Genomic DNA, 7,622 nt, shown 5'->3' with positions numbered 1-7,622 from the left:
ATAGCATGTAGTGGTGTACAGCTATAGGATAACATATTTTGTTGAAGTTTTTTATATTAACTAGCACAATGGGTTAAATTAAATTTGTTATCAAGGGATTCTTTCAAGTGAACTAAAGCTTCAAGTCGAGGTTTTATCATCTCCTCGTACTGGGCTGCTTTTTGAACTTTTTCAAATAGTATTTTACCCTCAAGAATTCTATCAGCAGTTTTGGCAGAAGAATAATTGGGAAGAGAGATATCTTTCATATACTGGAAGCCAGCTAAATGCGGATAATCTTCCAGAGAAAAGGTGAGATTAATTGGATACAGCTGTTTCTTATAGCCATATGTAAACAAATATCTATATTCAGTTATTTCTTTCCAGGCTTGTGCAGACTGTTGTAATAGATCCATATTATACCTTGTCCTTTGCAAAAAATAAAGGACCCTGCCAATGCAAGGCCCTTAAAAAGCGTTTTCATTCAGTTCCGAAGAACCTATTCGGTTTGAGGTTATCGCATAACCCAAGGTCAGGCTCCACAACCGGCTGCATACCGACACAGTCGATTGCTTCAACACCACGATAGCTGGTCAACGCCGCTATCCTCTAACTTCATTATATCACAAAAATACTCGTAGTCAACAGAAAACGAGTTTTTGAGGAACACTATTTGCTTCGTGTTCTTAATTATTATATGTAGAAATAATGGTTTTGACAATAGAAAATATTGGAACTTGAGAAAGGAGGGATTCCGATGGCGGGAAGAAAGCCAAAGCCTACAGCTGTGAAGAAACTGGAAGGTAATCCAGGTAAGAGAAAACTGAATACGAAGGAGCCGATTCCGGCAAAGGGAATGCCTGTCTATCCTGACTGGTTAATGCCGGAAGCGAAGAAGGAATGGGAACGCTTGGCGAAGTTGATGAATCAGATGGGTGTTCTTACTGAAGTTGATATGGCGGCATTTGCTGCATATTGTCAGTCATATGCAAGATGGAAGGAGGCTCAGGAGCATATTACTTCTGGCGGCTCGACATTTGAAACGGATAAAGGATATCAGCAGCAGACACCTTGGGTTGGAATTGCAAATACGAATCAGAAGTTGATGTTGCAGGCAGCGTCGGAATTTGGGCTTACGCCATCTTCGCGGAGCAGGATTGTGGCCGGTAATGGTAAAGTGAAGGAAACTGAGGATGAGATGGAGGCATTACTTGGGGATAGTGGTGTGTTTGGATAGACAGTTGGTAAAAATCAAGGAGGTGTGATGGGCGATGGCGCGTGAAACAAGACCAAAAGACTATCCAAAGCTGAAAAATTATCAGCCGACAAGGTTTATGCTTCCGACTTCTCATTATGATAAGCAAAAGGCGGACAGGGCAGTAACCTTTATTGAGAATCTTTGTCATACCAAAGGTAAGTGGGCAGGCAAGAGATTCTGGCTATTACCCTGGCAGGAGCAGCTAATAAGAGATATATTCGGGATTGTCAAGCCTGATGGGAACAGACAATTCCGTACAGCTTTTGTAGAAATCTGTAAAAAGGTTGGAAAGAGTGAATTGGCAGCAGCTATTGCTCTTTATTTACTTTATGCAGATAATGAACCATCTGCGGAGGTTTATGGTGCAGCGGCGGACCGGCAGCAGGCATCCATTGTTTTTGATGTTGCAAGACAGATGGTTGAGATGTCACCGGCACTGATGAAGAGAAGCAAGCTGATGTCAGCTACCAAGCGAATTGTCAATTACGGAAATGCCGGTTTTTATCAGGTGCTTTCAGCAGAAGTTGGAAGTAAACATGGTTTTTCGATTTCGGGACTTGTGTTCGATGAAATTCATATACAGCCGAATCGTCAGTTATATGATGTTTTGACGAAGTACAGTTCAGATGCCCGGCAGAATCCACTGCACTTTATTATTACGACTGCTGGAAATGACAGGCATTCGATTGCGTTTGAACTGCATACCAAAGCAGTAGATATTCTGGAAGGACGGCGTGTAGATCCGACTTTTTATCCTGTAGTTTACGGATTAAAGGATGATGAGGACTGGGAAGATGAAACAAACTGGTACAAGGTAAATCCTTCCCTGGGATATACGGTGGATATTGAGAGACTTCGTGATGCTTACAGGGAAGCAAAACAGAATCCGGCTGATGAGATTACTTTTAAGTGGCTTCGTATGAATATGTGGGTATCCAGTACGACGTCATGGATTCCGGATGCAATCTTTATGAAAGGCAGTGAGCCAATTGATATGAGATTGCTAGAGGGAAGAGACTGTTATGCAGGATTGGATCTTTCCAGTACAGGAGATATTACAGCACTGGTTCTGATATTTCCGCCGAGAAATTCGGATGAAAAACATATTCTGGTGCCGTACTTTTGGGTGCCGGAAGAAACCATACCACAGAGGGTGAAGGCGAATTCAGTTCCTTATGATGTATGGGAGAAGCAGGGACATCTGCTGGCAACGGAAGGAAATGTGATCCACTATGATTTCATTGAGAAATTCATCTGTGATCTTGGGGAGAAGTACCATATCCTGGAAATTGCGGTGGACAGATGGAATGCAACACAGATGATCCAGAACCTGGAGGGTACAGGATTTACGATGGTACCTTTTGGCCAGGGATTTGCAAGTATGAGTACACCGACGAAGGAGTTTTACAGACTTCTGATGGAAGGACAGATTATTCATGCCGGGCATCCGGTTCTTCGGTGGATGGCGGGTAATGTTGTGATCGAGACAGATGCTGCGGAGAATATTAAGGTGACGAAGGCAAAGTCTAAGGAGAAGATTGATGGAATTGTAGCTTCTATTATGGCTCTGGATCGGTGTATTAGGAATCAGGGAGAAACGCAGGGCAGTGTGTATGATGAGAGAGGACTGCTGGTGTTTTGAGAATGAAGAGTATGCAGCAGGAGTTCTGGCAGGAAAGGTTATAATGTGGAGATTGTGTGCAGGAGTTTTCAGAAGAAATGGCTGTGATGCAAAGAGTTCAGTTTGTTTGAAACGGGTGAATGTGATGATTGGTGTTTTGGTATTTGCAGGTATTGGATTTCTGATTCTGTTCGGAGTGTGTCTGTGTTTATTGAGGGCAGGATCTGAAGCGGATGACAGAGTTTGTATGATGCAGAAGAAAGATGATGAGAAAAATTCCGAAAATATTAAGAAAGATATTGACTCTGACGCTATGTAATAGCTTATGCTATGATTACCACAGGGAAAGAGGTGATCAAAGATGATGACAGTACATGAGGTCAGTAAGATATCGGGAGTGAGCATACGTGCCATGCATCATTATGATAAGATTGGACTTCTGCCGGCCACGGAAGTTACCAGTGCAGGATACCGGCTGTATGACGATACGGCATTGGAAAGGCTTCAGCATATTTTGCTGTTCAAGGAATTGGAATTTTCACTGAAAGAGATTAAGGATATTCTGGACAGTCCGGATTTTGACAGGGATAAGGCTCTGGAACAGCAGATTCATCTGCTGGAACTTCGGAAAGAACACATAGAAAATCTGATTGATCTTGCCCGTGGAATAAAGATGATCGGAGTGAAAGAGATGAGTTTTGAGGCTTTTGATACAAGAAAGATTGATGAGTATGCAGAACAGGCAAAGGCATCCTGGGGGAAAACAGATGCCTATAAGGAATATGAACAAAAGGCGGCGGGACGGAGTATAGAAGAACAGCATTCAATCAATGCCAGGTTGATGGGGATTTTTGCTGAATTTGGAAAAATCAGAAATCAGGATCCGGAAAGTGCGGAAGCGAACTTGCTAAGAAACTGCAGGATTTTATTACGGAGCATTTTTATAAATGTACAGATGAAATTCTGATGGGGCTTGGCTCTATGTACGCAGGCGGCGGGGAGTTTACAATTAATATTGATAAAGTCGGGGGAGAAGGAACCGCAGTGTTTGCAGACAAAGCGATCCGGGTATTGTGCAGGAAATAAATTACATTAGGAATGGCATCTATCGTAATGATAGGTGCTTTTCTTATGCTCTTTTTTGAAAGGATGATGAAAATGAGGTTGTTTGGGAAGCTGTTTCGGGGAAGGAATGCTCCTTCTAACAGCACAACTGGAAGCGGATATGGATTTTTTATGGGGAGTACGGCTTCCGGGAAGAGGGTGAATGCACGGAGTGCCATGCAGATGACTGCAGTGTATTCGTGTGTGAGGATTCTTTCTGAGGCGGTGGCGGGTCTGCCGCTGCAGTTTTACAGGTATAACGATAATGGCGGTAAGGAAAAGGCGGTGGATCATCCGCTTTATTTTTTGCTGCATGATGAGCCGAATCCGGAGATGACTTCTTTTGTATTTAGGGAGACTTTGATGACGCATTTGCTTTTGTGGGGAAATGCGTACAGTCAGATAATCCGGAACGGGAAAGGTGAGATCGTGGCACTTTATCCGCTGATGCCTGACCGGATGACGGTGGACAGGGATGAGCATGGCAGGCTTTATTATGAGTACCTGGTGTATGACGGTGATGATGTGGATGGCAGAACCGGGACGGATCCGAAAGCAAATGGAAAGATCGTGCGTCTGCATCCGGCGGATGTGCTGCATATTCCGGGGCTTGGGTTTGACGGGCTGGTCGGATATTCACCTATTGCCATGGCGAAGAATGCGATCGGGCTTGCCATTGCTGCGGAGGAGTATGGAAGCAAGTTTTATGCCAACGGTGCCGCTCCGTCAGGAGTGCTGGAGCATCCGGGGACTTTGAAGGATCCGGGCAGGGTGCGGGAGAGCTGGCAGTCCACTTTCGGGGGAAGCGGCAATGCAAATAAGGTTGCTGTCCTGGAAGAGGGAATGAAGTATACGCCGATTTCCATTGCACCGAATGAAGCACAGTTTCTGGAAACAAGGAAGTTTCAGATTGATGAGATTGCCAGGATTTTCAGGGTGCCGCCGCATATGGTCGGGGATCTGGACAAGTCCAGTTTCAGCAACATTGAGCAGCAGTCCCTGGAGTTTGTGAAGTATACACTGGATCCCTGGGTGAGCCGTTGGGAACAGGCAATGGTCAGGGCTTTGCTGTCTGCGGAGGAAAAGAAGAAGTATTTCTTTAAGTTCAACGTGGACGGGCTGCTCAGGGGAGATTATCAGTCAAGGATGACCGGTTATGCTACGGCAAGGCAGAACGGATGGATGAGTGCCAATGACATCCGGGAACTGGAAAATATGGACCGGATCCCAGAAGAGCTTGGCGGTGATCTGTATCTGATCAATGGAAATATGACGCTTCTGGGGTCCCCACGGAGTTATGAAACTCCGGGGGGAGAGGAGGAGCATCGGAATGGATGAGCTTCACTGCCTGCAGGGAAGCGAAGAAAATGGAGATTGTGACGACGAAGGATGCCGGACTGTTTGGCGGAGCCGGTGGAAAGGAGAAGGGAGCCAGTGAAGAAGTTTTGGAACTGGAAGAAAACAAAAACGGTGAATCAGGAAACAGGACAGGAAACGGAAGAACGGATCCTGTTCATGAACGGAGTTATTGCTGAGGACAGCTGGTTTGACGATGATGTCACGCCGGCTCTTTTTAAGGATGAGCTGAATGCCGGAACAGGGGATATTACCCTGTGGATCAACAGTCCAGGCGGGGACTGTGTTGCGGCGGCACAGATTTTTAATATGCTGTCGGAGTATCCGGGGAAGGTTACGGTGAAGATTGACGGGCTTGCAGCATCTGCTGCGTCTGTTATTGCAATGGCCGGAACTGAGGTATGGATGAGTCCGGTGAGCATGATGATGATCCATAATCCGGCCACGGTTGCATGGGGCGACCATGCAGAGATGAAGAAGGCTATGGAACTTCTGGATGCCGTGAGGGAATCCATCATCAATGCTTATGTACGGAAAACGGGACAGAGCAGGGCGAAGCTGTCACATCTGATGGATGCGGAAACGTGGATGGATGCAAATAAAGCTGTGGAGTTTGGGTTTGCGGATGACATTCTGTTCCAGAAAGAGGAACAGGGCAGTGAAGGCGAAAATGGAGATTCAGGTGCTGACCGTACAGAAAACGGGACGTCTGATTCTGTAATGTTTTCCAGACGGGCAGTAAATAATGCATTGATGAATAAGCTGGAGAGACATTATGGAAAGACTGGGAAATCTGTGAAAGATCAGACAGAGATCACAAGGATGGCTGCTGGTGGTAATGGATTATCGGGGCAGTGTTACGGAAATTCTTCTGGTATGCAGGGAATTGGAATAAGTGGAAGTGCCGGTACTGAGGGGGACGATCCATGTAATGGATGTTTCGGGGCGGCAGAGAATGCCTGCCAGAAGTGTGAAAAGAAGAAAGTGAATACGAATGTTACAGGGCGTTCTGCGGATGATCTGCGTGAACGCTTAAATTTTATTAAAAAATATATCTGAGGAGGATACGGATTATGACGATTCAGGAATTGATGGAGAAGAGAGCTAAGGTTTGGGAAGCTGCAAAGAATTTTGTGGATGCCCATGAGAATGAAAATGGTGTTCTGTCTGCGGAGGACAGTGCAACCTATGAGAGGATGGAAGCGGAGATTGAGGATCTGACAAAGGCGATTGACCGCCACCGCAAGGCAGAGGAAATGGAAAAGAACCTGAACCAGCCGGTAAACCAGCCGCTGACCGGGAAGCCTTATGCAGGCGGCCAGGGGGAGCCAAAGACAGGACGTGCTTCTGATGAATACCGCAGGGCAATGCTGAATGCACTGAGAAGCAACTTCCGCCAGGTTTCCAATACCCTTCAGGAGGGCGTGGATGCCGACGGCGGTTATCTGGTTCCGGAAGAGTATGACAGAAGACTGATTGATGTTCTGAATGAAGAGAATATCATGCGCCGTCTTGCCACAAGAATCGTGACTTCCGGGGAACATAAGATCAATATTGCGGCCACCAAGCCGGCGGCAAGCTGGATTGAGGAAGGCGGGGCGCTGACTTTCGGGGATGCGACTTTTGACCAGAAGATCCTGGATGCACATAAGCTTCATGTGGCGATTAAGGTAACGGAGGAACTGCTTTATGACAATGCCTTTAATCTGGAAAATTACATTATTGTCCAGTTTGGAAAAGCACTTGCCAATGCGGAAGAGGATGCTTTCCTGAACGGAAACGGAACAGGGAAACCGACCGGTATTTTTGACGGAACAGGCGGAGGGCATCTGCTGAATACACTGGCTGTAGCTTTGAAATCAGATGACATGCTGGATCTGGTGTATGGCCTGAAACGTCCGTACCGTAAAAATGCATCCTTTATCATGAATGATGCAACACTGCCTTCCCTTAGAAAGCTGAAGGACAATAACGGTGCTTATATCTGGCAGCCGGCTTACCAGGCAGGGGAACCGGACAGAATCCTGGGATATAAGGTGGAGACTTCTGCCTATGCACCGAAGGACGGCATCGCTTTTGGGGATTACAGCTATTACAACATTGGGGACCGTGGAAACAGATCCTTTAAGCAGCTGAATGAACTGTTTGCAGGCAACGGAATGATCGGTTTTGTTGCAAAGGAACGTGTGGACGGAAAACTGGTTCTTCCGGAAGCCGTGCAGATCATGCTTGAGTTTCCGCAAAATGTAATTTCAAAATGAATAGAATCTCCTAAAGTGTCAATCTGCCGATTTTTGAAATTTT

Annotated in this window: 6 protein-coding genes and 2 pseudogenes; 7 read left to right on the top strand and 1 reads right to left on the bottom strand. The window is 46.0% G+C overall.

Annotated features, from left to right (window positions below; translation table 11 throughout):
- Nucleotides 1-56: 56 nt before the first annotated feature.
- Nucleotides 57-395, bottom strand: a complete 339-nt coding sequence (locus NSA57_RS18955) for a PBECR4 domain-containing protein (protein WP_257465790.1) — start codon at nt 393-395, stop codon at nt 57-59.
- Between the two features lie 341 nt (nt 396-736).
- Between NSA57_RS18955 and NSA57_RS18950 the strand changes: the two genes are divergently transcribed.
- The 7 genes and pseudogenes from NSA57_RS18950 (at nt 737) to NSA57_RS18920 (ending at nt 7,579) form a co-directional block, all read left to right on the top strand.
- The gene (locus NSA57_RS18950; RefSeq protein WP_257465789.1) at nt 737-1,216 is read left to right on the top strand and encodes a phage terminase small subunit P27 family; all 480 of its coding nucleotides are present in this window, start codon (nt 737-739) and stop codon (nt 1,214-1,216) included.
- Between the two features lie 34 nt (nt 1,217-1,250).
- On the top strand, nt 1,251-2,879 hold the full coding sequence (locus tag NSA57_RS18945) for a terminase large subunit (RefSeq protein WP_257465788.1): 1,629 nt from the start codon (nt 1,251-1,253) through the stop codon (nt 2,877-2,879).
- A complete protein-coding gene (locus NSA57_RS18940) occupies nt 2,851-3,177 on the top strand; it encodes a hypothetical protein (protein WP_257465787.1) in 327 nt (108 codons plus the stop codon). The genes NSA57_RS18945 and NSA57_RS18940 overlap by 29 nt, the downstream gene beginning before the upstream one ends.
- Nucleotides 3,178-3,219: 42 nt before the next feature.
- Nucleotides 3,220-3,944 (top strand): annotated as a pseudogene (locus NSA57_RS18935) (MerR family transcriptional regulator).
- Between the two features lie 72 nt (nt 3,945-4,016).
- Nucleotides 4,017-5,300 (top strand): phage portal protein, encoded by a 1,284-nt coding sequence (locus NSA57_RS18930; protein ID WP_257465786.1) that lies wholly within the window; start codon nt 4,017-4,019, stop codon nt 5,298-5,300.
- Between the two features lie 51 nt (nt 5,301-5,351).
- A pseudogene (locus NSA57_RS18925) lies at nt 5,352-5,964 on the top strand (head maturation protease, ClpP-related); the annotation flags it as partial.
- Between the two features lie 427 nt (nt 5,965-6,391).
- A complete protein-coding gene (locus NSA57_RS18920; protein ID WP_257465785.1) occupies nt 6,392-7,579 on the top strand; it encodes a phage major capsid protein in 1,188 nt (395 codons plus the stop codon).
- Nucleotides 7,580-7,622: the final 43 nt, after the last annotated feature.

It is taken from the genome of Blautia caecimuris (assembly GCF_024622975.1).
Taxonomy (GTDB): domain Bacteria; phylum Bacillota; class Clostridia; order Lachnospirales; family Lachnospiraceae; genus Blautia_A; species Blautia_A caecimuris.
This window is presented reverse-complemented; position numbering and strand designations above follow the sequence as displayed.